The sequence below is a fragment of the Amycolatopsis sp. NPDC049252 genome (genome assembly GCF_043197175.1).
In the GTDB taxonomy this organism is placed as follows: domain Bacteria; phylum Actinomycetota; class Actinomycetes; order Mycobacteriales; family Pseudonocardiaceae; genus Amycolatopsis.
The window spans coordinates 14,582-40,097 of record NZ_JBICSQ010000022.1 but is presented as its reverse complement, the minus strand read 5'-3'; the positions used below and the strand labels follow the sequence as shown (position 1 = coordinate 40,097).

Below are 25,516 nucleotides of genomic sequence, written 5' to 3'. Positions count from 1 at the left end.
GTGCGCCACCACGGCTCGCCGATCCGGATCTTCCCTTCGCGAACGCCGAGGCGCCCATGGCCACCCGCACCACCTCGTCGCTCCCGCGACCGGCCGTCGTCGACCTGGACGTCGGCCGCGCCGCGGCCCTGTCCGGTGAAGCGGTCCTGGACGCGCTCGGCGGCACGCTCGACGGCCTGACCGACGGCGAGGTCGCCGGGCGTTCGGCACGGTACGGGCCGAACGCGGTGTCGTCGCACCGGGCGCGGCTGGTCCCGGTGCTGTGGCACCAGCTGCGCTCGCCGTTGCTGGTGCTGCTGATGGTCGCCGCCGTCGCGTCCTACTTCGTCGGCGAGCGCAGTGACGCGGTGATCATCGGGGTGATCGTCGCGGTCTCGGTCGGGCTCGGGTTCGTCAACGAGTACCGCGCGGAAAAGGCCGCGGAAGCCCTGCACGCGCAGATCCGGCACGAGACCGTCGTGATCCGCGGCGGCCGCCCCGTGCCGGTCGACGTCACCGCGCTGGTCCCCGGCGACGTCGTCGAGCTGAAGCTCGGTGACGTCGTCCCGGCCGACGTCCGGCTGCTGTCGGTCACCGGCCTGGAGTGCGACGAGTCGGTGCTGACCGGGGAGTCGCTGCCCCTGGACAAGGGGACGGCGCCCGTCCCCGAAGGCACGGCGCTGGCCGAACTGTCCGGCTGCGCGCTGATGGGCACCGTCGTGCACGCCGGCGGCGCCACCGGTGTCGTGGTGTCGACCGGCGCCCGCACCGGCTTCGGGGCGATCGCGGCCGGGCTGAGCACCCACCAGCTCGACACCGAGTTCCAGGTCGGGCTGCGGAAGTTCTCGATGCTGCTGGTGTACGTCGCCGGCGCGCTGACGACGTCGATCTTCGCGGTCAACGTGGTGCTGCACAAGCCGATCCTCGACGCGCTGCTGTTCTCCCTCGCGATCGCGGTCGGCATCACCCCGCAGCTGCTGCCGGCCGTCGTGTCCACCAGCCTCGCCGCCGGGTCGCGCCGGATGAGCCGCCGCAAGGTGCTCGTCAAACGGCTGGTCTGCATCGAGGACCTGGGCAACGTCGACGTGCTGTTCACCGACAAGACCGGCACCCTCACCCTCGGCCGCATCGACTACATGCGGGCCGTCCCGGCGGCCGGCGGCGATCCCGGCGAGGTCCTGCGCTGGGGGCTGCTGTGCACCGGGAACACCGCCGCCGTCGGCGGCAACCCCCTGGACCAGGCCCTGTGGGCGTCACCGGGCTCGGCGGCGCAACGAGCCGCGCTGACCGGCCACACCACGCTGGGCGTGCTGCCGTTCGACCACGAACGGCGGATGATTTCCGTGGTCGTCCAGGACCCGGCGGGCGACACCGTCCTGGTCACCAAGGGCGCCCCGGAGACCGTGCTGGACCGCTGCACCGGCGTCCCGCCCGCAGCGCGCCATGCCCTGGACGCCGAGTTCGCCGCGGGCAACCGGGTCGTCGCCGTGGCCACCCGGCCCTTCCCCGGCGGGCGGGCGCCGACGCCCGCGGACGAACAGGGCCTGACGCTGCTCGGGTTCCTGGTGTTCCTCGACCCGCCCAAGCACGACGCCGCGCGCGCCCTGCGGCGGCTGGGCGACCTGGGCATCACGGTCAAGGTCGTCACCGGGGACAACCCCGCGGTCGCCGCGAAGGTGTGCCACGACCTCGGACTCGGCGACGGCGCCGCGCTGACCGGCACCGAACTCGACGCCCTTGACGATTCCCAGCTCGCCGCCGCGATCACGCGGACCACGGTGTTCGCCCGGGTCAACCCCGAGCACAAGGCCCGCATCGTGCGCGTCCAGCGGATCGGCGGCGGCGGGGTGGCGTTCCTCGGCGACGGCGTCAACGACGCGCTCGCCCTGCACGCGGCCGACGTCGGCATCTCGGTGGACTCGGCCACCGACGTCGCCAAGGACGCCGCCGACGTGATCCTGCTCGAGAAGGACCTCGACGTGCTCGCCGACGGCGTCACCGAAGGGCGGCGGATCTTCGCCAACACCATCAAGTACGTGCTGATGGGCACCTCCAGCAACTTCGGCAACATGTTCTCCGCCGCGGGCGCGTCCCTGTTCCTGACGTTCCTGCCGATGCTGCCCTCGCAGATCCTGCTCAACAACCTGCTCTACGACACCAGCCAGCTCGCCATCCCCACCGACACCGTCGACGAGGAACAGCTGCGCCGCCCGTCCCATTGGGACATCGGGTTCATCCGCCGGTTCATGGTCTTCTTCGGCCCGCTCAGTTCGGTGTTCGACTTCGTCACGTTCGGCGTCATGCTGTGGGTGTTCCACTCGGGCCCGGACCAGTTCCGCTCCGGCTGGTTCGTCGAGTCCCTGGCCACCCAGACGCTGGTGATCTTCGCGATCCGCACCCGGCGGATCCCGTTCTTCCGCAGCCATCCCAGCCTGCCGCTGACCCTGGGGGCCCTCGGGGTCGTCACCGTCGGCGCCCTGCTGCCCGCGACGCCGCTCGCGGCCACACTCGGGTTTTCGCCGTTGCCGGGCGGCTTCTTCGCCGCGCTGGCCGGGATGGTGCTGGGATACCTCGTCCTGATCGAGGTGGGCAAACGCATCTTCTACCGGGTGGTGCGCACGACGACCACCGTGCCACGGCCCGCGAGCCCGCGCCGTCACCTGCGCCGCCGGGCCGGCTACTTCAGCACCGCGGAGCGGGCCCCGGGAATCCCTTCGGGCAAAGGACTTCGATGAAGGGTGAACCCCGGCGGGGCCGGCACCCCGGAGTGCTCGTGGCGATCAAGCTCGGGCACACGACGGCCTGGTTCGCCATCGAATCCTGTTTCTCGTACGTCCTGTACTCGGGGCTGGCGAAACGATCGGACCGGCGAGCCGCGCTCGCCGGCGGCGTGGTCGCGCTCGAGTGCCTCGTCTTCGCGGCGAACGGATTCCGCTGTCCGCTGACCGCGGTCGCCGAATCGTTCGGCGCCGGCGACGGCTCGGTCACCGACATCTTCCTGCCGCGGTGGTTCGCCCGGTACCTGCCGGTGATCCACGTGCCGTTGCTCGTCCTGGCCGTCGTCCTGCACGCGCGGAACCTCCGCCACGCCCGGGCGGTCAGCCGCCGGCGTGCTGCGGGCTCCGGCCCTGCCAGACGAAGTCCATCCGGTTCTTGACCCCCACCACGCCGGGCACGGCGAGGGCCAGGCGTTCCGCGGTGGCCACGTCGGCTTCGTACTCGAGCCGGCCGGTCAGCAGGACCACCCCGCGCTCGACGCTCGCGAGCACGGCGTTCCGGTCGGCGTGCAGAGCGTCGTGGAAGACGGTGCGGTCGACGTCCGCCTGCAGGTCTTCGTCCGTGCGCAGGAAAGTGCGCAGGAGGTCCCGCCGCGTGACGACGCCCACCAGCCGAGCACCGTCGAGCACGAACAGCCGGCGGACGCCGCTCGTCGTGAGCATGCGCGCGACTTCCGGCAGGGTGGCCCCCGGCGCGGTGGTCCGCGGCGCCGCGGTCATCAGCGTGCCCGCGGTCTGCGCGGCCGCCTTGCGCCAGTCCTCCCGCGTCAGGTGGCCGGCGAAGTGCGGGCAGCCCGCACCGAGCCGGTCGTCCTGGTGCGCCTGCCGGCAGAGCAGGTCCGCTTCGGTCACGACGCCGAGCAGCGCACCCTCCGGGCTCACGACCGGCACCGCGCCGACGCCGTTGGTGACGATCATGCCGACCAGGTCCTTGAACGGCGTGGCCGGCGTCGCGGTGATCACGTCCCGGGTCATGACCTGTCCTGCTGTCGTACTGGTGCGCATGGTCTTCCTCCTGCGGTGGTGACGGTGTCCTTTATGGATCGAACGGTCGGGTTCAGCGGAGCCAGGGGGTGCGGCGGACGAGATCCAGGCTCGCCCAGCGGCGGCCGAGGCCCCAGGTGTCACCCGCGGCGAAGGCGGCCAGCACGATCAGCACGGCGAGGTACCCGACGTGGTAGTCGATCAGCGGGTTGGCCGACGACGTCGCCGTCCCGGCCGAGGTCGAGCGGGCGAGCGGCCATTCGGCGATCCACATGAGAGCGAGCAGGACGGTGCCCGCGACCGCGGCCGGGCGCAGGGCCACCCCGAGCAGGAGGGCGACGCCGAGGCCGAGCAGGGCCGGCATGAACAGCCAGTCGGCCCAGCCGGCGCCGGCCCAGTCGCGCAGCGTCGACTGCATCGGCCCGACCTGGACGTGGCCGAGGAATCCCTTGGTCGGCGAGCCGCCGCTGATCCAGGCCTGCGCCGGGTTCGTGGAGTAACCCAGCCCGAACAGCTTGTCGACGAAGGCCCAGAGGAACGTCAGGCCCATCACGATGCGCAGGACGGCCAGTGCCGGGCCACGGGCGGAGGAGGCGGGCCGGGGCCGCTCGGCGGGCCGCGGGTACGGCCGGCCGGGGAGGAAGGGGGTGGTCAGGGACGGGCCGCGGTCCTGGACGGACATCGTGGGCTCCTCTTCGGTTGTGCCCGGAGCATGGGCCGTCGTGCGCGCCGGACGCTGGTGCCGAAATCCCTTGATCGTGGTGACTTTGGTGCACGGCCCGGCCGGTCGCGGGCGGGAAAGCAGGGAAGAAAGTCACCGGGAAACGCGGTGGAATGCTCTAGTGCCAAGATTTTCCGGAGAACAGACTCGGGTTTCGACAGTTCGCGACAGCCGAGGAGTTCCGCTCATGGCCGACAACACAACCAGGCAGCAGATCGTCGTCGGCGTGGACGGATCGGCTTCGGCTCTTCAAGCCGCGCGCTGGGCGGGCGACGAGGCCGCGCGCCGGCAGCTGCCGGCGCGGATCGTGCACGCCGTGCCGACGCCCGCGCTGTCCTACGGCGCCGGTGTCCGGCCCCCGGACGGGTTCACGGAGGTGCTGGAAACGCAGGGCCGCGAGTGGCTCGCCGACGCCGAGGCCGCCATCCGGTCGGCTCATCCCGATCTGGAGATCCACACTGATCTGGTGACGGGCAGCCCGGTGAGCGCACTGCTCGAGGCGTCGGCCGACGCGCGCCTGGTCACGCTCGGGTCCCGGGGGCTGGGCGGGTTCAGCGGCATGCTGACCGGTTCCACGGTGGTGGCGATGGTCGCCCGGGGGCGGTGCCCGATCATGGTGGTCCGTGGCGGCGGCCGGGAAAACGGCCCGGTGGTGCTCGGCATGGACGGCTCCCCGGCGAACGAGCCCGCGATCGCGGTGGCCTTCGACGAGGCGTCGTCGCGGGGTGCGGACCTGGTGGCGGTGCACAGCTGGCTGTCGGTCTCCGCGGGCACCGCGCACACCCTCGGCCGGCAGCTGCTCGACGACTTCGACGCCCTCGAAGGGAACGAACGCGAAATCCTGGCGGAACGGCTCGCCGGCTGGCAGGAGAAGTACCCGGACGTCACGGTCCGGCGCGTCGTCGCACGTGACCACCCGGTGCGCTGCCTGCTCGACCACTCCGCCGACGCCCAGCTGCTCGTGGTCGGGAGCCGCGGCCTCGGTGGCTTCTCCGGGATGCTGACGGGATCGACGAGCCAGGCGCTGATCCACCACGCCACGTGCCCGCTGCTGGTCGTCCAGTCACCCACATCGTGAGCCGAGCCGGCGACGCGGTGGCGCGCGTCGAGAACCGGATCGGCAAACCGCCGGACCTGCCGACCGTCGAGGTCAGCGGCCGGATTCCACCTATACCAGGAGATTCATCATGAATGGCTGGATCATCGCCGCGATCGTCGTGGTCGTCCTGCTCCTGCTGGCCTTGTCGGTCAGGATCGTGAAGCAGTACGAGAAGGGTGTGCTGTTCCGGCTGGGCCGGGTCATCGGGGTGCGCGAGCCGGGCTTGCGGCTGATCATCCCGGTCGTGGACGTGTTGCGGCAGGTGCCGCTGCGGATCGTGACGATGCCGATCCAGTCGCAGGGGATCATCACGCGGGACAACGTGAGCGTGGATGTGTCGGCGGTGGCGTACTTCCGGGTGGTGGACGCGACGAAGTCGGTGGTAGCCATCGAGAACGTGTACTCGGCGATCGACCAGATCGCCCAGACTACCTTGCGGAAGGTCGTCGGGCAGCACACGCTCGACGAGACGCTGTCCGAGACGGACGCCATCAACACCGACATCCGCCAGATCCTCGACGTCACCACGGCCGAGTGGGGTGTGGAGGTCACGTTGGTGGAGCTGAAGGACATCCAGCTGCCGGAGTCGATGAAGCGGGCGATGGCCAGGCAGGCGGAAGCCGAGCGGGAGAAGCGTGCCAAGATCATCAACGCCGAGGGTGAGTCGCAGGCCGCCGCGGCATTGGGTGACGCGTCGGACACGATGATGGCGCACCCGCTGGCGTTGCAGCTGCGCAACCTGCAGAGCCTGGTGGAGATCGGCGTGGACAAGAACACGACGGTCGTGTTCCCCGCGCCGCTGATGAGCACCATCGGCGAGCTGGGCTCGTTCCTCGCCCGCGAAGCCGCGTCGGCCACACCGCAGGTCCCGGCGCTGCCCGAGGCCGTTGTCCCCACCCCGGTCCCGGCCGTTCCGCGGCAGGAAACACCGGCCAACGGCGGACCGGTTCCGGCCTCCGCGTAGTCCGGGCGTGCCCGGATCGACGGGTCAGGGGGCGACGGCGAGGACGTGCTTTCCCACGGCGCCGCCGCGTTCGAACGCTTCGTGCGCGGCGGCGATGTCCGCCAGCGGATAGACCCCCTGCACGATCGGGCGCAAGGCGCCGGAGGTGACGTAACCGGCCAGGTCGGTCAGGACGGCGGAGCCGGGGTTGGCGCTGAACGTACGGATGCGCCGGGCGCCGTGGACGGCGGACGCGGCGATCGCCGCCAGTGCGGGGGCGGACAGGGCGACCGTGACCATCCGGCCGCCCTTGGCCAGCCGGCCGCGGAAGCAGTTCAGCTCGGAACCGACGGTGTCGACGATGACGTCGAACGGCCCGATCCGGTCCGAGGTGGTGGTGCCGTAGTCGAGGACGTCGTCGGCTCCCAGGTCGCGCAGGAGCGCGGCGTGGCGGTCGCGGGCCAGCGCGGTGACGTGGCCGCCCATCGCGTGGGCCAGCTGGACCGCGGCGGTGCCGACACCGCCGGCCGCGCCGCGGACCAGGACCCGCTCGCCGCCCTCGAGCCGGACGCTGTCGCGCAGGGCGGTCAGGGCGGTGCTGCCCGCGACGACCAGGGACGCCGCCTCGACCGCCGGGACACCCGCGGGAGCGGGGGCGATGCGCTCGGCGGGGACCACGACGTACTCGGCCGCGGCGGCGACGGTGTGGCGTTGCCGCGGGTGCACCATGCCCCACACCCGGTCGCCGGCGCGGTGGTTCTCGACCCCGGGTCCGGTCTCGACGACGACCCCGGCGAAGTCCAGGCCGACGCCGATCGGGAACCTGCGGCCCGACACCATCCGCAATCCGCCGGCGCGGACGATCGTGTCGTGCCCGTTCACGCTGGACGCCTCGACCGCCACCAGGACCTCGCCCGCACCGGGGGAGGGGCGGCCGGTCTCGGCGACCCGCAGGACGTCCGGGGTTCCGAAGCTCGTGATCTGTGCGGCCTTCATGTCGGGATTCCTTCCGTGATCGGCTGGTACGGCACCGATCTTGGGGCGGATTCGCGGCGGCACGGTCGTTCGCGTTGTCCTGGGTCCGCCGGACCCACCTTCGCCGGTCACACCGCGGGCATACTGGGCCGGTGACCGATGACCCCCGCCGCGCCCTCGCCGAGTTCCTGCGGACCCGCCGGACCCGGGTCCGGCCCCAGGACGTCGGTCTCGAGCCGGGCCCGCGGCGGCGGGTCGCCGGACTGCGCCGCGAGGAACTGGCCCTGCTGGCCGGCGTGAGCTCGGACTACTACCAGCGCATGGAGCAGGGCCGGGACGTGCGGCCCTCCGACCAGGTCCTCGACGCGATCGCCCGGGCGCTGGACTTCTCCGCCGAGGAGACCCGGCACCTGCACAGCCTCGCCGCGGCCGCCCGGACCCCGGCCCGGCCGGCCCGCCGGTACCCGCCGGAGGAGGTGCCGCCGACCACGCTGCGGCTGCTGCGCGCGACGTCCTCACCGGCCCTGGTCGTCGGGCGGTTCCTGGACGTGCTGGCCTGGAACCCGCTGGCCGGTGCGCTGCTGGGCGCGTTCACCGAGGTGCCCCGGGCCGAACGGAACCTGCTGTCGCTGCTGCTGCACCCGGAGGCCGACCAGGCGTGCCCGGAGCGCGCGGCCACGGTCGCCGAGCTGACCGGGATGCTGCGGGCCCAGGTCGCCGCCGAGCCGGGCCACCCCCGTGCGGTCGAGCTGGTGGGGGCGCTGGCGGTGCGCAGCGCGGAGTTCGCGACGTTGTGGGCTCGCCACGACGTCGAGGACACGACCCGCGGCCGGATGCGGATCGCGCACCCGCTGGTCGGGGAGCTGAACCTGGACTGGGACGCCTATCCGATGCCGGGTGCGCCGGGGCCGGTGCTGATCGTCTACACGGCGGAGCCGGGCGGCCCGGACGACGAACGGCTCCAGTTGCTGGCCGGCCTGCTCGAGGCACCCAGGGGAACGGAGACGCCCAGCCGGCCGTCGTGATCAACCGGTGGGGCTCATGAGTCGCGCGACAGGTATTCGGTCCAGCCGCGTGCGGCGTGCAGCAGCTCTTCGTGGGAGGCGTCGTCGAAGGCGCGCAGCTTGAGGAAGTGCTGGGTGATCGTCAGGCCGAGGATGCCGCTGACGGTGATGAGGGCGCGCAGGTGGGCGTCGTCGCCTTCCAGGGATCTGGTGAGGTTGTCGACGCGTTCGTCGAGGTAGGTCCGCATGGTGTCGGCGGCTTCGGGCACGGTGAGCATGGACCGGACGAGTGCGCTGGTCTCCGGGGGCAGTTCGCGTAGCCGGTTGGTGAGGACTTCCAGCAGGTGTTCGGCGGCGCTGTCGGCGTTGTCGCCGGGTAGCTGGACGGCGGCGGTGAACAGGGCTGCTTTCGAGCCGTAGTGCTGCATCACCAGTGAGGGGTCGATGCCCGCGGCGCCGGCGATGCCCCGGATCGTGGCGCCGTCGAAGCCGTGGGTGGCGAACTCCTGGCGGGCGGCCTCGAGGATCCGCTGTGCGGTGCGGGCGCGTTTGGCGTCGCGGGAGGTCTCGGTCATGAACTCACTCTACAGCCGTTGAGCGATTCGTGTACCCGCCTCGGCCATCAGGGCGGACGCCGAAGTGGCTCAGTTGCGCGAAAACACACCCGGCTGGTGGCCGTGGAACCCGATTTCGGCGACCTCGAAGCGCCGGTGAAAATGCCGGACCCGGAGACCGCCGGCCGGGCGCTCCACGTCGGCAGGCGCCAGGCCGAACGCGAAGCGGCGATCCGGGCCGCTCCGGACATCCGACACGCCACGGGGAGACCGTGCTCTTCGAGGCCGGCGAGCACAGCGGTGGCTACGGCCTCTCGCGCTGGGTGCCGGTCAGCGGTCCGAACGCCGCGAGGGACAGCGCCTCGTGCAGCCCGGTGATCCAGTCGTCGACCGGTTTGGCCGCGTCCATGCGCACGAACGCGAGAGCCATCGCCGCGAAGAGCGCGAACAAGGACAGCCGCCGCCGCTGTTCGGCGTCGGCGTCCGGGGGGGTGATGCGCCGGGCGAGCTCGCCGATGTTCCGGCCCATCGACTGGGTTCCGACGCCCATCAGGTCGGGTTCGCCCAGGATGAGCGCGCGCCGGCGGGCCTCGAGGTCGCGGTCCTGCTGAGTCATCTCCCGGGCCGCGGTGGCCGCGGCCGCCGACACCGCCGTGAGCGGGTCCAGGGGAGCGGTGGCGGGGTCGAGGTGGTGCACCAGCCGCTGGAGGAAGGGGTCGTGCCAGAAGATCCCGGCCTTGCTGCCGAAGGTGCGGAAGACGGTGCGTTCCGCGACGCCGGAGCGCCGTGCGATGTCGGCCATGGAGACCGCGGAGTACCCCACCTGCTCGGAAAGCTCCAGGGCCGCCAGGCGTACGGCGGCCTCTTTGCGGGCGGCATTCGCCGCTCGCCGCCCGGTCCCGTCGTTCGTCTGCACGTCCGCAGCCTAACAAAGTTGGCAGTCTCTGCCACTATCGGCTACCGTCGAAATGTGGCAGAAACTGCCAACTTTGGAGGGAGCGGGATGAAGAAACTGACCCGGCGGCAGGTCCTGGCCCGGGCCGCGGGCCTCGGCGGGGTCGCCGTCGTCGCGGCCGGCGCGGGCGGCTACCTCGGTTTCCTGACGCCGTCGGGCGACGTCGCGGACTACGCCGAGCACCTCGTCGACGACCAGCGGGCGCTGCGGCCCGGAGAGGTGCGCGTCACGTTCCTCGGCACGACCACGCTGCTGGTCGACGACGGGACCACGCAGTTGCTGTTCGACGCCTTCATCACCGACGTCTCCTTGAGCACGGCGATCTTCGGCCGGCTCCAAACGGACACGGCGAAGGTCGACACGACGCTCGACCGGGTCGGCGCCGACCGGATCAAGGGCATCTTCGTCTCGCACTCCCACTACGACCACGCGCTCGACGCGGCTTATATCGCCAAGCGCGCGAACGCGACGTTGCACGGCTCGCCGTCCACCCTCAACATCGGCCGCGGCGGCGACGTCCCCGAGGCGCAGCTGCGGCCGTACCAGGTCGGCAACCCCTTGAAGATCGGCGGCTTCACCGTCACGGTGCTGGCGTCGAAGCATTCCCCCGGCACCAAGGGCGGCGACGGCACCCCGATCACGCGGCCGCTGCGCCAGCCCGCCGACGCCGGTGACTACCTGGAAGGCGGCTCGTTCGACTTCCTCGTCGAGTACGGCACGCATTCGCTGCTGGTGAAGGCGTCCGCGGGGTACCTGCCGGGCGGGCTCGACCACGTCCGGGCGGACGCGATGTTCTGCGGCACGGCGGGGAGTGTGGGCAAGGACGCGGCGTTCCGCGACGAGTTCTACGAGGAGACCGTCGCGAAGGTGCGGCCCAAGCTGTTCGTCCCGTTGCACTGGAACGACTTCTTCACCCCGGTGACGGGCCACCTCACGACGAACATGAAGGCGATCGACGACGTCGCGGCCGGCTGGGACTACCTCGTCGACCGGCTCGGCCGCGCGCACGCGCAGTTCGCGCCGATGGAGGGCTACAGCAGCGTCATCCTGTTCGGCCCGACCGGCCGGGCGGCATGAGGCCCGGTCTCGGTCGCGCGTCGCCGGCACCGCCAGGGTTCAGAGGCTGCGGGCGGTGATGTCGCCCTGGGAGGTGGTGGCCCGGATGGTGAGCTCGGGGGTGCCGTTGTTCTTGAGGGTGTTGTCGATGCGGCCGTAGGTGGTGCCGGCGTCGAGGGAGGCGGAGACGCCGGGGGCCGCGGCGACGGTGATGCTGCCGGACTGGGTCGTCAGGGTGACCGTGCCGCCGGCGGCTTCGCCGATGTGGATGTCGCCGCGGGCCGTGCTGATGTCGGCCGGGCCGTCGAGGTGGCCGATGTGGACGTCGCCGTCGGTGGCGGTGAGGTGGACAGCGGCGGTGTGGGCGAGGGTGATGTGGCGGTAGGCGCCGGTGACGCTGACGTCGCCGAGGCGGCCGGTGCTGTCGAGTTCGGCGGCGGCGGTGGTGGCCTCGACGCGGGAACCGGCGGGCAGTGCGACGGTGACGTCGAGGGAGCCGGACGGGCCGAAGTGCTGGTTCTTGTCCTGCGGGGTGTGGACCCGCAGGACGCCGTCGGTGTAGGTGACGGTGGTCTGTTCGGCGGCCTTGACGTCGCGGTTTTTGCCCGGGTCGGCCGGGCGGACGTCGACGGTGGTGTCGGTGCGGTCGGTGGCGTGGAGGTGGACGCGGCCGGCGGGGAGGTCGAGGGTGGCGGTGATCGGGGTGGTGGTGGCGAAGGTCTGCACGGTGTTCTCCTGGGTTCGTGGCCCCGGTGGTGGGGACGTGAACCACAGTGGCGGGCCGGGCTGACACGGGACGGCCACGGCGCTGACACGGCAGCTGACACCGCGGCCGGGGATGGACTCCGCGGGTCAGCGGGCCGCCGCCGTGTTCGAAACCTCACCGCATCTCGCGCTCGACCTCCGGACGGGGGTCTGGTCCAGACAACTGACCGAGGGTGGGAATCCGGTGATAGGACGGTAAGAACTCGGTAAGAGCACACCTTCGAGGGTGTTGCCGGTTGATGTTGTCCGGTATATCTGTGCGCGGCACCTTGAACGTTATTGCCCAACTGCCGCGTCGTCGCGGCGCATTTTCGAAACGCACTCCGCGGGTTTCGGCGCCGGCGCCGGAATCTGCTTTGTCGACGGCGGCGCCGGACGCCGTCGATCGTGCCCCGTAACGAGAACCCCGTGAAACCGTCCTTTGTGGAGGAATTATGCACCGGCTCGACCCTGCGCGTGACCACGTTCTCGGGCTCTTCCGCATCGTCCTGGGTTTCCTGTTCGCCTGCCACGGCGCGAAAACGATCTTCGGAATCCTGGGCGCCAAGGCTCCTGCGGCGATCGGCCTGTGGCCGAGCTGGTGGGCCGCGCTCATCCAGCTCGTCGGCGGCGCGTTGGTGCTGCTCGGGATCGGGACGCGGATCGCCGCGCTGATCAGCTCGGGATCCATGGCCTACGCCTACTTCACGGTGCACATCCTCAACGGGATCCTGCCGATCCAGAACGGGGGAGAGGCGGCCGCGCTGTTCTGCTGGGCGTTCCTGCTGATCGCGTTCACGGGACCGGGACGGTTCGCGCTCGCCACCGCGGTGTCGCCCTCGCGTGCTGTCGCCGAGCCGGTCACCGCCGATTCCCGGGCTTGAACACCCGGTGGGGTGAGACGGCGTTCACGGCACCCGGCGTGCGTTCGGTGAGTCCTCGGCGCTCGTGTTCGGTTTCGGGATCGCCGGACTCACCCCGGCGCGGCGTGGGGTGACGGGTACGGCGTCGGGGATGGTCAGCGTGAAGGTGGCGCCCGCACCCGGCGTGCTGGCGACGGAGACCTTGCCGCCACGCGCTTCGACGGCGGCACGGACGATCGCCAGCCCGAGCCCGGTGCCACCGTGGGCGTCGCCGTGGCGGGTCGACCAGGACTGTTCGAAGATGTGCGCCAGGTGTTCCGGGGCGATGCCGCGGCCGGTGTCGGCGACTTCGATGGTGAACCCGGCCGGCGCGGGCCGCGCGCGCACGGCGATCCGGTCGCCGTTCTGGGTGAAGGCGATCGCGTTCTCGAGCAGGCTGTCCATCGCGGCCTGCAGCCGTTCCGGGTTTGCGAGCACGGTGCCCACCCGGCTTTCGCACGACCATTGCCGGTCGGCCACGGGAGTCCAGCGGCGGACCAGCCGCTCGAGGAAGGCGTCGAAGTCGAGCGGGGGAGTGCTGACCGGCGAGTCGAGCCGCATCAGGGTGGTGAGCCCGCCGGTGAGGCGGTCCAGCTTGCCCAGCTCGTCCAGCACGATGCCGGCGTCTTCGTCCGTCTGCTGGTCTTCGTGGGCCGAACGGATCAGCTCGACGTAACCCCGGGCGACCGTGATCGAGGTCCGCAGCTCGTGCGAACCCAGGCGCACGAAGAGATCCTGGGTCTCGGCACGTTGCCGTTCCAGCGCGGCCACCCGCTGCAGCTCTTCCACCGCGCGCTGGCGGCCGCGGACGTGCCACACCATGACGAGGAACACCGCGGCCATCAGCGGGACCTCGGCGGTCTCCTCGAACCGGATCTCCCCGCGGGTGGCCTGGTCGAGCATCAGGAGTCCGGTCGACGCCGTCACCGCGCCCAGCGCGGTGAGCATTCCCGCGAGCGGCCAGGAATTGACCCCGAACACCAGCGCGATGCTGATCCACACGAAGTGGAACGGGATCGTCTCCCCTTCGGGGAACCGCCACATCGCCACGAGGTTCACCAAGGCGAACCCGATCCAGCAGAAAAGGACTGTCCGCTTAGCTCGCGGAGAGGCAGTAACCCACATTGCGCACCGTTTCGATCCGGCGGAGCCCGTCGAGCTTCGAACGCAGCCGCCGGACGTAGACGTCGACGACGTTGCTCCCCGGGTCGAACTGGTAGCCCCAGACGTCGGCGAGCAGTTCTTCCCGGCTGCACACCTGATCCGCCCGTTGCATCAGGTGGCTCAGCAGGACGAACTCACGTTGCGACAACGCGGTCTGTTGGTTGCCCACGGAAACGATCCGGCGCTGGGTGTCCAGCCGCAGATCGCCGACCTGGAGAAATCGCGAACCACCGGTGTTCCCGGGTTGCTGTTCACGCAGCCGGACCCGGACGCGGGCCAGCAGTTCCGCCGTGACGAAGGGCTTCGGGAGGAAGTCGAGTGCGCCGGCGTCCAGCACCTGGACGCGCGTCCCGATCTCGGGCACCGCCGACAACACGACGACCCGCGACCCCGGGAGCCGGTCGAGGAGCTCGGCGAGGACGGCGGCGCCCGAGACGTCGGGGAGCATCAGGTCGAGCACGATCAGGTCGTAACTACGCGCGGTTGCGGCGGTGAGCCCTTCGGCGCCCGTCGCGGCCAAGTCCACGGCGTAGCCCTCGGCTTGCAGCACGCGCTGCAGCAGACGCCGGATCCGTTCTTCGTCATCGACGACCAGCAGGCGGCTCAACGACTTCACCTCACTCACCGGTGGAGCGGGACCGGCCGACGTCCGCTGCCGGATGTCTCGTCGTCCCTGCACGTTGTCGACCGGCGCGCTTCCTTCGTTACACCAAGCCATAACGATTGGGACACCGTGACAACCAGATGACGGACCTTTCATTTTCGGCGGCGCGGCTCATCGGGCGCCGGACGATCGGGTCATTCGCAGCGCCCACTGGAGGCTGGCCATGGCTCGTCCGACCTTCCGTTCCGCGGCCGTCGTCGTCGCCGTGCTCACCGGGATCGCGCTCGCCCTGCCGGTGGTGGTGCAGCACGGCACGCCGCAAGCCCGTGCCGCGCAACCGGGTTCGATCACGCTGCACGCGGAAAGCGCGCGCACCGTGGGAACCGCACCGGGTCAGGTCCGCAAAGGTGACCCGATCACCGGCTACAAGTGGCTCATCGCCGCCGAAGACGTCGGGAATCCTCGTGACAGCCTGCAGAACTGCCTCCCCTCCCGCGCCGGCGGCTCGGCGGACTTCGCCACGAAGTGCCAGTGGCCGTCGATCCGCTACACCCCGGGCAACGTGCCGATCGTCGCGCAGGGCGACCAGAACGACCTCAACGACACGAAGGCGCTCGACTCCCTGCCGCCGGGCCGGTACCTGATCTCCCTCACCGCCGACGGCTACAAGATCGACGGTGCGCACTTCACCGTGGACGGAGGCACCCAGCGGGTGAACGTCGCCATGCAGCCCTATCCGCTGCCCCTGGGCAACGTCCGGATCCGGGTGTTCAACGACTCCGTGCCGGTCGACGCGACCTACGAGGTCGGTGCCGAGTCCGGCTTGGCGGGGTTCACCGCGCATCTGTCCGATGTGCTCGGTGAGGTGTCCACGGACTACTACGGAAACCCCTTGTGCACCAAGTACGTCCACAACGGAGCCGGCCAGATCGTCTTCACCGGGGGCAAGCCGCAGGTCGACCCGGCCTCGACCGGCAAGTGCGTCAGCGACGCCCAGGGCGACATCCTCATCCCCAACATGGGACCGGATCGCTACGCCGCGACCGTGATCCCGCCGGTCGGCACCGACTGGGCCCAGACCACGACCCTGGAAGGCGCGCACGACTGGGACATCTGGACCCAGGAAGGCGACACCGGGTTCGACACCGAGCAGACCGTCGGCGCCGAGCCGGTGCCCGCGGTCGACTTCGGCTTCGTGCGCCCCAAGGCGCTGCCCGCCGGGCCGACCGGCGAGATCAAGGGTGTCGCCGTCCAGATCGACACCTACGTCGGCGGCACCGGGGGAGTGGGCGTGCCCAACGCCGGCGTGGCGGGGGCGAGCGTCCGCGGCCCGGTCGACCGGCCGTTCGTCGCGCTGTCCGCGCTGGGCAACAACGACCAGGTGGCCTACATGGCCCGCGCCGGCAGCGACGGGAAGTTCGACATCAAGAACGTGCCCAACGGCGATTACCAGCTGACCCTGTGGGACTACCCGCAGGAAGTGATCCTCGACAGCTTCAACGTCACGGTCAACAACGGCGGCGTGGCCGACGTCGGGCAGAAGGGGCTCGTCGGCTGGCACGCCGCCATCGAGGGCACGATCTTCGTCGACACCAACGGCAACGGCAAACGCGACCCCGGGGAAGCGGGCGTGCCGCAGTTCCCGGTGTCGGTGAAGGAACGCGACAACTCCACGATGGACCAGGGCATCGCCGGCGTCACCACCGACGCCACCGGGCAGTACTCGATCCCCGAGGTCTACCCGCTCAGCAAGTTCCTGGTGCTGGAGGCGTTCAACACCCGGTACAAGACCACCGGGATCACCTACCAGGCCGACAACCAGCCGGCGCCGACGACGATGCTCGGTGCCGCCGTGGACGTGTCCATCCTGCCGATCATCGGGCTCAAGGGCCGGGTCGACTGGGGCGTGCAGCCCTACACCGGGGCGGAGAACGGCGGGATCGTCGGCACCGTCAGCTACGACACCACCCGCAACGAGCTGGACCCGCGCTACGCGGTGACCGAGCCCTACCAGCCGGGTGTGCCGAACGTCCCCGTGCACCTCTACGCCGTCCAGCGCGACGCGAACGGCGACCCGGTCCTCAACCCCGACGGCTCGGTCGCGCGCGGTCCGGAGCTGGCGGACACCTACACGTCGGAAACCTGGCAGCAGCCGACCGGCTGCACGCCCCGGCTGTACAACGGGAACGTCCTGACCGGCCAGCAGGCGGTCGGGATCCCGGGGCAGGATCCACCGTCCTGTGTGGAGTCCCCGATGAGCGGGATCCAGGTGCAGCCGAGTGACACCACGCCGGGCAGCTTCGGGCAGACCGTGAACGGCAACTACGGCTTCGGCACGTCGAAGCTGAACCTGTACCCACCGGGCGACGAGAACAACCCGGCGCCGGGCAAGGACCTCCCGCTTTACGCGAACCTGGCCGACAACCACTACGACGACCAGCCCCTGGTCCCCGACGACTACCTGGTCTCGGTCGACGTCCCGCAGAACCCGGTCGGCGGCAAGCCGATGTACCAGGTGACGAAGGAAGAGGACGTCAACATCTTCAACGGTGACGGGTACCTGCCGCAGGAGAACTTCCCGCCGGCTCCGGAACTGTCGAGCGACCCGCCCACCCCGGCCCAGCCGCAGCCGGATCCCGGAGCACCGCCGTCGGGCGGCGCGGGCATCGTGGCTCCGTGCGCGGGGGCCAACCACACGGTGCACGTCACGAACCAGGCGTTCGTCGACGGCGGCGGCAGCCCGTTCGAGGGCCAGGCGAAGCCGCTGTGCGACCAGAAGCTCGTGACCGTCCGAGGTGGACAGTCGACCGCGCCGAACTTCAGCCTGTTCACCGACGTGCCGCTGCCGACCCACTTCTACGGCCTGACCATCAACGACCTCGGCCTGTCCAACGACCAGCGGTCCATCCAGTACGGCGAGGCCCAGCCGCTGCCGGGCGTCCCGATGGGTGTCTACGACTGGAGCGGCCGGCTCGTCGACACCGTCGCCACCGACTTCAACGGCTACTACGAGGCCCTGGAGCCGTCGACGTCGACGTACAACTGCCCGCTGCCGGCCGGACCGTGTCCCGGCATGTACCGGTTCGTCGGCAACGACCCCGGCCAGCCCGGGCACGTCAACCGCGACTACAACCCGCGGTTCCGGACCATCGCGACGAACTTCCAGGCGTGGCCGGGGCTCTACACGGTGACCGACACCGCGCCGACCCAGGTGGGCGTCGTGGCCGTGGCGCCGGGCTCGACCCAGGTCAACCCGGTGAACTGCACCCCGCCGGCGGCCGCACCGCAGATCTTCGCACTCGACCGGCCGGTCCTGCGGCTGACCGACGTCCTGAACCGGACCGTCACCCTCGACGGTCTCGGGTTCGGGGCCGCCAAGGGCACCGGGCAGGTGATCCTGACCCGCGCCGACGGCTCGACGGTGAACCTGGCGACCACGGCCTGGAGCGACACCCAGATCAAGTTCACCGTCCCGCTCACCCTCGCCGGCGGCCCGGTGAAGATCTCCGTCCGCAAGTCCGACGGCCAGACGACGGTCAACGGCGTCGGGCTGCAGGTCCTCGGGCTCGCCTACAACCCGCGCATCCTGCAGGTGAACCCGCCGACCCCGGCACCCGTCGGCACCGGCTTCACCACCGTCCAGGCCGCGCTCGAGGCGGCCGCCCGCGGCACCGGCCAGCAGGTCGTCGTGGTGTGGCCGGGCCCGCAGGGCCAGGACAACCCGCAGGGCGCGTACTTCGAGAACGTCGTGGTCCACTCGCAGGTGCGCCTGCAGGGCGTCGGCCCGGGCGGCTTCCGGCCGGACGGCAGCTACGTCCGGGGATCCGTGCTCAACGGGCTGGGCTTCAACCCGGACAACCCGTCGGGGACGGCGTGGTTCGCCCTCGTCGGCGGGCTGGCCCACCAGGGGCCGGCGAACGTCCCCGACTCCGCGGTCGTCACCGTGCTCGCCCCGCCCGCCGGCAACACCGGCTCGGCGATCGACGGGTTCACCATCACCGGCGGCGCGCAGGCGGACTTCGCCACCAACCTCAACGACGTCTACGGCGGCACGAAGACACCCGCCGGGGCGCCGGGCGCGGCCATCACCCAGGGCGGCGGCGTGTACGTCCACGCCGGGGTCACCGGGCTCGGCCTGTCGGACAACGTGATCGTCGGCAACGGCGGCTCGTACGGCGGTGGCGTGCGCGTCGGGACGCCGTACGACACGACGACCCACAACCGCAACCTCACCATCGACCACAACCAGATCCGCGACAACGGCGGCACCAACCTGGCCGGCGGGATCGGGCTGTTCGACGGCACCGACAACTACTCCGTGCACCACAACGATCTGTGCGGCAACTTCTCCGCCGAGTACGGCGGCGGCATCAGCCACTACGGCCGCGGCACGGGCGGTGACATCGGCAGCAACCGGCTGTGGTTCAACCAGTCCTACGACGAGGCGGGCGGCATCATGATCGCCGGGGAGCTGAACACCAACCTGAACCAGCCCTCGGCCGGCTCGGGACCGGTGATCGTGCACGAGAACCTCGTGCAGGACAACCTCGCCAACGACGACGGCGGCGGCATCCGGCTGCTGCAGGCCGGGACGTTCCCGATCTCGATCGTCAACAACATGATCACCGACAACATCTCCACCCACGAGGGGGGCGGCCTGGCGCTCGACGACGCGACGAACGTCCGGGTCGTCAACAACACGGTGATGAAGAACGTCACCACGGCCACCGCGATCACCAGCACCGGCGAGGCGGCCCCGGCCGGGCTGTCGACCGCGCTGAACAGCGCGCAGCTGCAGGCGACCCTGCCCGCGAACGCGCCGAAGTACAGCAAGCCGGTGCTGTTCAACAACATCTTCTACGACAACCGGGCCGGCAACTGGAACGGGCTCTACGTCTCCGGTATCGCCTCGCCGCAGGCGCCGGCCGGCGACCCGGTCCGGCACTGGGACCTGGGTTCGGTGGACGCCGGGGTCACGCTGACCCCGACCTACTCGGTGCTGCAGCAGTACGACCCCGGGGTGACGGCGAGCCCGACGAACAAGATCGGCACCGACCCGCACGTGCGGACCCCGTTCGACGTCTCGGCCACGATCCTGACCTCCCGGACGTTCCCGTCCTTCCGGGAAGCGGTGATCGTCGCCCAGAACGTGGCGCCGCAGCTGCAGGGCGACTACCACCTGAGCGGACCGGTGCCCCCGGCCAACGGCGGCGGCACGGGCTCGCAGCCGAACCCGGGCGGCGCGATCCAGGCGCCCGCGATCGACTACGACGGGCAGCGGCGGGCCACCCCGCCGGACATCGGGGCCGACGAAGCGTTCTAGGCCCGCTCCCGCGATTCCGGTCCGGCCGTATTCCTACCCCCCGAGGGTACGGCCGGGCCGGTTCCACCCCACCAGCATCGGCAACCGGCTCGCCGGGAGGACACCGTGACCAGCGACAACCAGCAGCGGCCGCCGAGGCCGATGAGCCGCCGTGCCCTGCTCTACGGCGGCGCCGCGACCGTGGCCGCCGTCGCGGGCGGGCGGCTGCTCGGCTCCCGCCTCGACGCGCCGGCCCCGACCACCGTCCGGCCGGCCGCCGCCGTCGTGCCCCCGGTCACCGAGGTGCACTTCGCCGCGACCGACGGCTGGGTTTCGATGCCGGCCGGGGCCCGCCAGAACCTGCCGTTCTGGCCGGACTCCCTGGCCCCGAGCCCGTTCGACCTCTACGTCTTCGGCTTCCGCGATGTGACCGGGCTGGACGACGCGACCGTCAAGGCCCAGCGCGGCAAGGCCCAGATCTCCGCGCCCCTGCTGGCGTTCGACCAGGGCACCGACATCAAGCTGACGCTCACCAACCTCGGCCTCTCGCAGCGGCCCGACCTCGTCGACGGGCACACCGTGCACTGGCACGGGTTCCAGAACGCCATCCCGTTGTTCGACGGCGTGCCGGAGCTGTCGATCTCGGTGCCGATCGGCCGGGACTTCACCTACTTCTACCGTCCGCACGAGGCCGGGACGTACATGTACCACTGCCACTTCGAAGACGTCGAACACGTGCAGATGGGCATGACCGGCGTGGTGTTCGTCCGGCCCGCGCAGAACAAGGCCCCGGTCGGCGGCGACCCGCTCGGCACGAAGTACGCCTACAACGACGGCGACGGCTCCACCCGCTACACCCGCGAGTTCGCTTTCATGCTGACCGAGATCTGGGCCGAGGCGCACTACCGCGACGCCCACATCCAGACCACCGACTGGACCGACTTCTCGCCCAGCTTCTGGACGATGAACGGCCGCTGTTACCCGGACACCCTGGCCCCGAACGGCAATCCCCTGACAACGGCGGCCGGACGCCTGCAGTACCAGCCGAACAGCTCCCTGATCACCGCCAACGAAGGCGACCGCGTGCTCCTGCGCCTGGCCAACCTCGGCTACCAGAACCACTCGCTGACCGCCGACGGGATCACGTTGACCACCGTCGCCAAGGACGCCGCCCCGCTCGTCGGCCGGGACGGCAGCAAGCACTACCTGGCCGGCAACAGCGTCGAGATCGGGCCGGGGGAGAGCCGGGACGTGCTGTTCACCGCGCCGTCGCCGGGCACGTACCTGCTCTACGACCGTGACTACGGCTTCCTGAACAACGGCGGGGGCGGTGGGTACGGCGGTCAGCTGACCGAGATCCGGGTCAGCCCCGCCGGCACGCTCGGCCCGCAGACCACCCCCAACACCTGAGCAGGACACGCCATGAACCCGACGCGCTCGCCCCGCTTCACCTCCGCGGCCCCGGTCGTCCTGGCCGTCGCCATCGTCGTCGCGCTCACCATGCCGATGCCGTCGGCGGCCGCGGCCACCACCGACGGCCTGCCCTGCGAAGCCAACTCCGCCAACACGTTCTCCCTCGACGCCAAGGCGGGTTACGTCGCCACCCCGGACGGCAACTCGATCTACATGTGGAGCTACTCCTCGAGCACCAAGGCGTTCCAGCTGCCCGGCCCGATGCTCTGCGTGGACTCCGGTGTCACGGTGACCGTCGTCCTGCACAACACGCTGCCGGAGGTGACGTCGATCATTTTCCCGGGCCAGCACCATCAGCGGGCCGATGGGCACCCCGCGCAACCGCAGGCCGACACCACCGGCCTGACGTCGCTGACCGACGCGGCGGCGCCGCTCACGGGTTCGGTGACCTACACCTTCACCGCCGGCTCGCCGGGCACCTACCTCTACGAGAGCGGCACCGACGTCGCCAAGCAGCGTGAGATGGGCCTGTCGGGCGCGCTCGTCGTCCGTCCGCCGGGCCAGCCCGACCACGCGAACGGCCGGGCCGACTCGGCGTTCGACCTCAACCGCGAGTACGTCTACCTGCTGTCCGAAGTGGACCCCGACCTGCACCTCGCCGTCGAGCGCAAGCGGGCCTTCGACGTCACCAAGACCAAGGCACGCTACTTCTTCATCAACGGCCGCAGCATGCCCGACACGATCGCGCCCACCGGCGCGGCCTGGCTGCCCAACCAGCCCTACGGCTCGCTGGTGCACCTCAAGCCGTTCGTGCCCGGTGACCCGAACAGCCGGCCCGCGCTCGTGCGCTACCTCAACGCCGGGTCGGTGAACTACCCGTTCCACCCGCACGGCAACGACCAGCGCGTGATCACCGAGGACGGCCAGCCGGTGCAGGGAGCCGGCGGCAGCGACGCCTCCTACGACAAGTTCCTCATCGACATCGGGCCCGGCCAGAGCGCCGACACCCTCGACCAGTGGGTCGACGCCGAGCACTGGAACGGCGAGACCAACCCGATCCCGGTCCCGCTGCCGCAGCTGCAGGACCAGATCGTCGGCCCGGGCACGGAGACGTGGTTCAGCGAGAACCCGTACCTGGGCGGCCAGCCGGGCGACGTGCCCGCCGGCGTCGTCCGCAACAACCAGTGCGGCGAGTACTACATGGTCGCCCACAGCCACGCACTCGAACAGGCCACCAACTACGGCGCGAGCTTCGGCGGGATGATGACGCTCGTGCGCATCGACCCGGCCGCCGGGTGCCCGTCATGACGACCCCGGGCCGAGAGGACAGGACCATGCGCAGCAGCACACGCCGCACGGCCGGGGGAGCGGCGCTCGCCCTCGCGGTCGCCGGGCTCACCGTCGTCGTCCCGCACCCCGCCGCGGCGGCGGCCGCCGCTCCGCTGGCGACTCCGCTCGCCCGCGCGGCGACCCCTCAAGGTGCGCTGCCGACGACCGGCTGCACGGCCGCGGGCACGGCGTCGACGTGCGAGCTCTACGCCAAGCCCGGCACGCTCACGGTGTCCAGCATCGCCGTTCCCATCTGGGGACTGTCCTCGACGGACACCGGGGTACCCGGCACCCCGGGGCCGGTGCTCGTGGTCACCGAAGGCGCCACCGTGACGGTCAACGTCCACAACGGACTGCCGGGTGCGCTGAGCCTGGCGGTTCCCGGCCTGCTCGGCGGGGCCGACGACCGCACCGGCGCCGCTCCGGGTGCCACCAAGTCGTACACGTTCACCGCGAACCGGGCCGGCACCTACCTGTACGAGGCGGGGCACACCGCCGACGGCGCCCGGCAGGCCGCGATGGGCGTCGTGGGCGCGATGATCGTGCGTCCCGCCGGCGGTCCGGGCACCGCGTACGGAACCGCGTTCGACGACGAGAGCGCGCTCGTGCTGTCCGAAGTGGACCCGGCGTTCAACGCCGACCCCGCGGGCTACGACCTGCGGAAGTTCCAGCCGGTCTACCGCCTGATCAACGGCAAGGCCTACCCCGAGACCGACCCGGTCGCGACCGGCGCCGGGCGCCGCGTCCTGCTCCGGTACGTCAACGCGGGGCTGTCCGCCCACGCGATGGGCACCCTCGGCACCGAACAGTCGGTGCTGGCCAAGGACGCCCGGCCGAGCGAGGCCCCGTACCTCAAGGTCTCCGACAGCATCGCCGCCGGGAGCACCAAGGACACCCTGGTCACCGTGCCCCCGGCCGAGGACGGGCCGAAGTTCGCGGTCTACGAGACGGCCGGGCGGCTCGACACCGCGGGTCACCGCGTCGGCACCACGAACACCGTGGCCTTCGGCGGGATGATGACGTTCCTGGACACCGGCGCGGCGCCGTCCGGCACCGACACGGCCGGCCCGGTCACGCAGAAGCTCGCGGCGGCACCGGCGACGGCGACCGCGCTGCAGACGGTGACGTTCACCGCGGACTTCACCGACGTGCCCAACGGCGGCTCGAACGTCACCCGCGCCGAGTACGTCGTCGACGACCCGGCGATCGCCGTGGGCACCGGAACGCCGTTCACCGGCACGTTCGGCGGCCCCACGGTCACCGGCGCGCAGGCGACGCTGAACCTGGCCACGCTCACTCCGGCACTCGCGGCGGGCAAGCACGTCGTCTACGTCCGCGCGCTCGACTCCCAGGGCAACTGGGGCGTGGTGAACTCCGTGGTCCTGACGGTCAGCAGTTCCGGGCCGGTCACCACCGGCGGGGCGCTGACCCCCGCCGCCGGGAACGGCTCGGCCGCGGTGGTCCTGTCCACCACCGGCGACGACTCCCTGCTCGGCGGCACCGTCGACCAGGCCGAGTACTTCGTCGGCACTCAGGGCGCGAACGGCACCGGCACCCCGATGACACTGACGCCCGGCGCCGTCGTGGCGGAGTCGGCGACCATCCCGGCGCTCAGCCTCGCGGCGCTGCCCGAAGGCCCGGTCACGGTGTACGCGCACAGCCACGACTCCTTCGGGCTGTGGGGACCGGCGCAGGCCCTGCCGTTCACGCTCGACCGGACGCCGCCCGCGATGACCAGCGGGATCGTCGAGCCGAGCCCGAACAACGGTACCGCCGGGTCGCCGGTGGACCCGACGGCGATCAAGGTCACCGCCGCGTTCGCCGACCCGGTGACCAACGGCGTCGCCACGGCGATCACCGCCGCCGAGGGCTTCCTCGACAACCCGAACGGCGTTCCGGGCACCGGGCTGACGTTCGTCGCGTCGGACGGCGCGTTCAACGCGACGGCGGAAGGCGCGTACGGCCTCATCCCGCTCAGCCAGCTGACCGGGATGACCGAAGGCCCGCACCAGGTCTACGTCCACGCCAAGGACGCCGCCGGGAACTGGGGCCCGTACGCCCCGCTCACCCTGGTGGTCGACCGCAGCGGTCCGGTCCTCAGCGCCGCGAGCGCGACGCCGAACACGGTCAACCGGAACACGACCGGCGTCACCCTGGCCGCGACCGCGACCGACAACCAGACCGCGGTCACCGGTGCGGAGTGGTTCGACGGCGCCGACCCGGGCAAGGGCCTCGGCCACCCGATGACGGTCACGGCCACCGGCCCGAAGACCGCGAACGTCGGGGTCGTGGCCGGACCGGGCGGGTTCGCCGTCGGCACGCACGTCCTGTCGCTGCGGGCCCGCGACGCCGCCGGCAACTGGGGCACCCCGGTGACGGTGACCCTCACCGTCACGGCGCTGAGCAACATCGTGTTCTCCGACGGCTTCGAGTCCGGGAATACCGGCGCCTGGGCCACGGGCACCGGCCCCGTCGCCGTGCTCCCGGGCTCCGCGCTGAGCGGCACCCAGGGCCTGCAGGCCACGGCCGGGGGAGCGGCGCCGGCGTACCTCACCGACCCCACGCCGCTGAACGAGTCCGCCTACCACCTGCAGTTCCAGTTCCGGCCCGACACGCTGGCCACCGGGACCGGCACGGTGAACCTGGCGGCCGGGCTGTCCGCGACCGGTCAGCAGCTGTTCGTGGTGCAGTACCGCAAGTCGACCGGCGCGGCCCAGGTGCGGCTCGGTGTGCGGCGCAGCACCGGCGTCGTGGCCTACACGCCGTACCTGACGCTCGGCACCGGAGTCCAGACGATCCGGGTCGACTGGGCGGCGGGGACGTCGACGACGCACAAGCTGACCGTCGGCGCGGCGAGCCAGCAGCTCACCGGCGTCAACACCGGCACCGTCCGGCTCGACGCGCTCTGGCTCGGCCTGTCCGGCGGCGGTGCCGCCACCACCGGGGCGGCGTCGTTCGACGCGGTCCTCTCCACCCGGTTCACGCTGCCCTGACCCGCCCGACGCGAGGAG

19 protein-coding genes are annotated in these 25,516 nt (G+C 71.3%); 11 read left to right on the top strand and 8 right to left on the bottom strand.

What is annotated here, in order from left to right; translation table 11 throughout:
- The first annotated feature begins 56 nt into the window (after positions 1 to 56).
- Both mgtA and ACGFMK_RS23585 read left to right on the top strand, forming a co-directional pair.
- The gene (mgtA, locus tag ACGFMK_RS23590; RefSeq protein ID WP_392766885.1) at positions 57 to 2,714 is read left to right on the top strand and encodes a magnesium-translocating P-type ATPase; all 2,658 of its coding nucleotides are present in this window, start codon (positions 57 to 59) and stop codon (positions 2,712 to 2,714) included.
- On the top strand, positions 2,711 to 3,136 hold the full coding sequence (locus ACGFMK_RS23585; protein ID WP_392766883.1) for a hypothetical protein: 426 nt from the start codon (positions 2,711 to 2,713) through the stop codon (positions 3,134 to 3,136). Before mgtA ends, ACGFMK_RS23585 begins: the two co-directional genes overlap by 4 nt.
- Here ACGFMK_RS23585 and ACGFMK_RS23580 read toward each other — a convergent pair.
- Both ACGFMK_RS23580 and ACGFMK_RS23575 read right to left on the bottom strand, forming a co-directional pair.
- The gene (locus tag ACGFMK_RS23580) at positions 3,078 to 3,761 is read right to left on the bottom strand and encodes a CBS domain-containing protein (RefSeq protein ID WP_392766880.1); all 684 of its coding nucleotides are present in this window, start codon (positions 3,759 to 3,761) and stop codon (positions 3,078 to 3,080) included. The genes ACGFMK_RS23585 and ACGFMK_RS23580 overlap by 59 nt on opposite strands.
- A 52-nt stretch (positions 3,762 to 3,813) precedes the next feature.
- Positions 3,814 to 4,422 carry a DoxX family membrane protein gene (locus tag ACGFMK_RS23575; RefSeq protein WP_392766877.1) on the bottom strand — a complete coding sequence of 203 codons (609 nt, stop codon included), beginning with the start codon at positions 4,420 to 4,422 and terminating at the stop codon, positions 3,814 to 3,816.
- 226 nt (positions 4,423 to 4,648) lie between these two features.
- Here ACGFMK_RS23575 and ACGFMK_RS23570 point away from each other — a divergent pair, with 226 nt between their 5' ends.
- A complete protein-coding gene (locus ACGFMK_RS23570; protein ID WP_392766874.1) occupies positions 4,649 to 5,539 on the top strand; it encodes a universal stress protein in 891 nt (296 codons plus the stop codon).
- A gap of 109 nt (positions 5,540 to 5,648) precedes the next feature.
- Positions 5,649 to 6,524 carry a slipin family protein gene (locus ACGFMK_RS23565; protein WP_392766871.1) on the top strand — a complete coding sequence of 292 codons (876 nt, stop codon included), beginning with the start codon at positions 5,649 to 5,651 and terminating at the stop codon, positions 6,522 to 6,524.
- A gap of 24 nt (positions 6,525 to 6,548) precedes the next feature.
- On the opposite strand, the gene ACGFMK_RS23560 is transcribed toward ACGFMK_RS23565, so the two are convergent.
- Positions 6,549 to 7,499, bottom strand: a complete 951-nt coding sequence (locus ACGFMK_RS23560) for an NADP-dependent oxidoreductase (protein WP_392766869.1) — start codon at positions 7,497 to 7,499, stop codon at positions 6,549 to 6,551.
- A 131-nt stretch (positions 7,500 to 7,630) separates the two neighbouring features.
- On the opposite strand from ACGFMK_RS23560, the gene ACGFMK_RS23555 reads away from it, so the two are divergent.
- A complete protein-coding gene (locus ACGFMK_RS23555) occupies positions 7,631 to 8,503 on the top strand; it encodes a helix-turn-helix transcriptional regulator (protein WP_392766867.1) in 873 nt (290 codons plus the stop codon).
- A gap of 14 nt (positions 8,504 to 8,517) precedes the next feature.
- Here the strand turns inward: ACGFMK_RS23555 and ACGFMK_RS23550 are convergent, their stop codons facing one another.
- Together ACGFMK_RS23550 and ACGFMK_RS23545 are read right to left on the bottom strand one after the other, a co-directional pair.
- A complete protein-coding gene (locus ACGFMK_RS23550) occupies positions 8,518 to 9,057 on the bottom strand; it encodes a TetR/AcrR family transcriptional regulator (protein WP_392766865.1) in 540 nt (179 codons plus the stop codon).
- 283 nt (positions 9,058 to 9,340) lie between these two features.
- Entirely contained in the window at positions 9,341 to 9,952 is a 612-nt protein-coding gene (locus ACGFMK_RS23545; protein ID WP_392766862.1) for a helix-turn-helix domain-containing protein, read from the bottom strand.
- An 87-nt stretch (positions 9,953 to 10,039) separates the two neighbouring features.
- Here ACGFMK_RS23545 and ACGFMK_RS23540 point away from each other — a divergent pair, with 87 nt between their 5' ends.
- Positions 10,040 to 11,068: an MBL fold metallo-hydrolase gene (locus tag ACGFMK_RS23540; protein WP_392766860.1), complete on the top strand. Its 1,029-nt coding sequence runs from the start codon at positions 10,040 to 10,042 to the stop codon at positions 11,066 to 11,068.
- 39 nt (positions 11,069 to 11,107) lie between these two features.
- Here the strand turns inward: ACGFMK_RS23540 and ACGFMK_RS23535 are convergent, their stop codons facing one another.
- The gene (locus ACGFMK_RS23535) at positions 11,108 to 11,773 is read right to left on the bottom strand and encodes a DUF4097 family beta strand repeat-containing protein (RefSeq protein WP_392766857.1); all 666 of its coding nucleotides are present in this window, start codon (positions 11,771 to 11,773) and stop codon (positions 11,108 to 11,110) included.
- Positions 11,774 to 12,246: 473 nt separating this feature from the next.
- Here ACGFMK_RS23535 and ACGFMK_RS23530 point away from each other — a divergent pair, with 473 nt between their 5' ends.
- Complete coding sequence (locus ACGFMK_RS23530; protein WP_392766854.1) at positions 12,247 to 12,675, top strand: DoxX family protein; 429 nt, start codon at positions 12,247 to 12,249, stop codon at positions 12,673 to 12,675.
- Positions 12,676 to 12,699: 24 nt separating this feature from the next.
- Here the strand turns inward: ACGFMK_RS23530 and ACGFMK_RS23525 are convergent, their stop codons facing one another.
- Entirely contained in the window at positions 12,700 to 13,752 is a 1,053-nt protein-coding gene (locus tag ACGFMK_RS23525; protein ID WP_392766852.1) for a sensor histidine kinase, read from the bottom strand.
- Positions 13,753 to 13,789: 37 nt separating this feature from the next.
- Positions 13,790 to 14,464: a response regulator transcription factor gene (locus tag ACGFMK_RS23520; RefSeq protein ID WP_392766849.1), complete on the bottom strand. Its 675-nt coding sequence runs from the start codon at positions 14,462 to 14,464 to the stop codon at positions 13,790 to 13,792.
- Between the two features lie 220 nt (positions 14,465 to 14,684).
- On the opposite strand from ACGFMK_RS23520, the gene ACGFMK_RS23515 reads away from it, so the two are divergent.
- The 4 genes from ACGFMK_RS23515 (at position 14,685) to ACGFMK_RS23500 (ending at position 25,498) form a co-directional block, all read left to right on the top strand.
- Positions 14,685 to 19,784 (top strand): hypothetical protein, encoded by a 5,100-nt coding sequence (locus ACGFMK_RS23515; RefSeq protein ID WP_392766846.1) that lies wholly within the window; start codon positions 14,685 to 14,687, stop codon positions 19,782 to 19,784.
- A 105-nt stretch (positions 19,785 to 19,889) separates the two neighbouring features.
- A complete protein-coding gene (locus tag ACGFMK_RS23510) occupies positions 19,890 to 21,173 on the top strand; it encodes a multicopper oxidase domain-containing protein (RefSeq protein ID WP_392766843.1) in 1,284 nt (427 codons plus the stop codon).
- Positions 21,174 to 21,185: 12 nt separating this feature from the next.
- Positions 21,186 to 22,484 carry a multicopper oxidase domain-containing protein gene (locus tag ACGFMK_RS23505; RefSeq protein WP_392766840.1) on the top strand — a complete coding sequence of 433 codons (1,299 nt, stop codon included), beginning with the start codon at positions 21,186 to 21,188 and terminating at the stop codon, positions 22,482 to 22,484.
- 26 nt (positions 22,485 to 22,510) lie between these two features.
- Positions 22,511 to 25,498 carry a multicopper oxidase domain-containing protein gene (locus tag ACGFMK_RS23500; protein ID WP_392766837.1) on the top strand — a complete coding sequence of 996 codons (2,988 nt, stop codon included), beginning with the start codon at positions 22,511 to 22,513 and terminating at the stop codon, positions 25,496 to 25,498.
- The last annotated feature ends 18 nt before the right edge of the window (positions 25,499 to 25,516 follow it).